At 68.1% G+C, this 1002-nt stretch carries 1 protein-coding gene; it reads left to right on the forward strand.

The genetic code is table 11. From position 1 onward, the window contains the following. Positions 1 to 143 precede the first annotated feature (143 nt). Positions 144 to 917: an ArsA-related P-loop ATPase gene (locus ABD073_RS05115; RefSeq protein WP_343872831.1), complete on the forward strand. Its 774-nt coding sequence runs from the start codon at positions 144 to 146 to the stop codon at positions 915 to 917. The last annotated feature ends 85 nt before the right edge of the window (positions 918 to 1002 follow it).

Raw genomic sequence — 1002 nt, forward strand, 5'->3', positions numbered from 1 at the left:
TCGAAGCACGTGCCATGAGAGTGATCCTTTCAACGAATTCACTCTCCGGACATGCCGGGGCGGTTCAGACGGCACCCGCCCAAGAGCACGACACGCTCGCACAGCTCGTCGACGAGCTGGAACGTTCCGGCCACGGCCTGATCATGACGATGGGCAAGGGCGGGGTCGGCAAGACCACCGTCGCCGCCGCCATCGCCGTCGCGCTGGCCGAACGCGGGCACCGGGTACGGCTGACCACCACCGACCCGGCCGCGCACCTCGCCACGACACTCGACGGCCACGTCGACAACCTCACCGTCGACGCGATCGACCCCGAGCAGGCCACACAGGCCTACCGCGACGGCGTCATGGCCGCCAAGGGCAAGCACCTCGACGAAGCCGGCCGCGCCGCACTCCGCGAAGACCTCCTCAGCCCCTGCACCGAGGAGATCGCGGTCTTCCAGCAGTTCAGCCGAGCCGTGAACCAGGCCCGTGACCAGTTCGTCGTCATGGACACCGCACCCACCGGCCACACCCTGCTCCTCATGGACGCCACCGGCTCCTACCACCGCGACATCGTCCGCCACCTCGACGACGACCAGAAGACCCGCACCACCACACCACTGATGCGCCTCCAGGACCCCGACCACACCAAGATCCTCGTCGTCACCCTGCCCGAGACCACCCCGGTGCTGGAAGCCGAACACCTCGTCCAGGACCTCAACCGCGCCGGCATCACCCCGTGGGCATGGGTGGTCAACAACTCCCTGCAGGCAGCAGAGCCCACCGCGCCGCTGCTCGCCCGACGAGCCGCCGGCGAGACCGAACAACTCACCCGCGCCCGATCCAACACAACACGCCTCGCCGTCATCCCCGCCCAGATCCACGCCCCCGTCGGCAGGGCAGCACTCGAAGACCTCACCCACCGCGACGACTGAGCGCCACACACGCCAAGGGGACTGCCCCCAGTTTGGTTGACAGATTTCTAGGGGCTGGTCAGGCGGCCTGTGTGACCGTCTGATG

It is taken from the genome of Luteococcus peritonei (assembly GCF_039526385.1).
GTDB lineage: Bacteria > Actinomycetota > Actinomycetes > Propionibacteriales > Propionibacteriaceae > Luteococcus > Luteococcus peritonei.

Coding starts and splice junctions, on each gene's coding strand:
- ABD073_RS05115 (WP_343872831.1), top strand. CDS start 144: ATGACGATGGGCAAGGGCGGGGTCGGCAAGACCACCGTCGCCGCCGCC.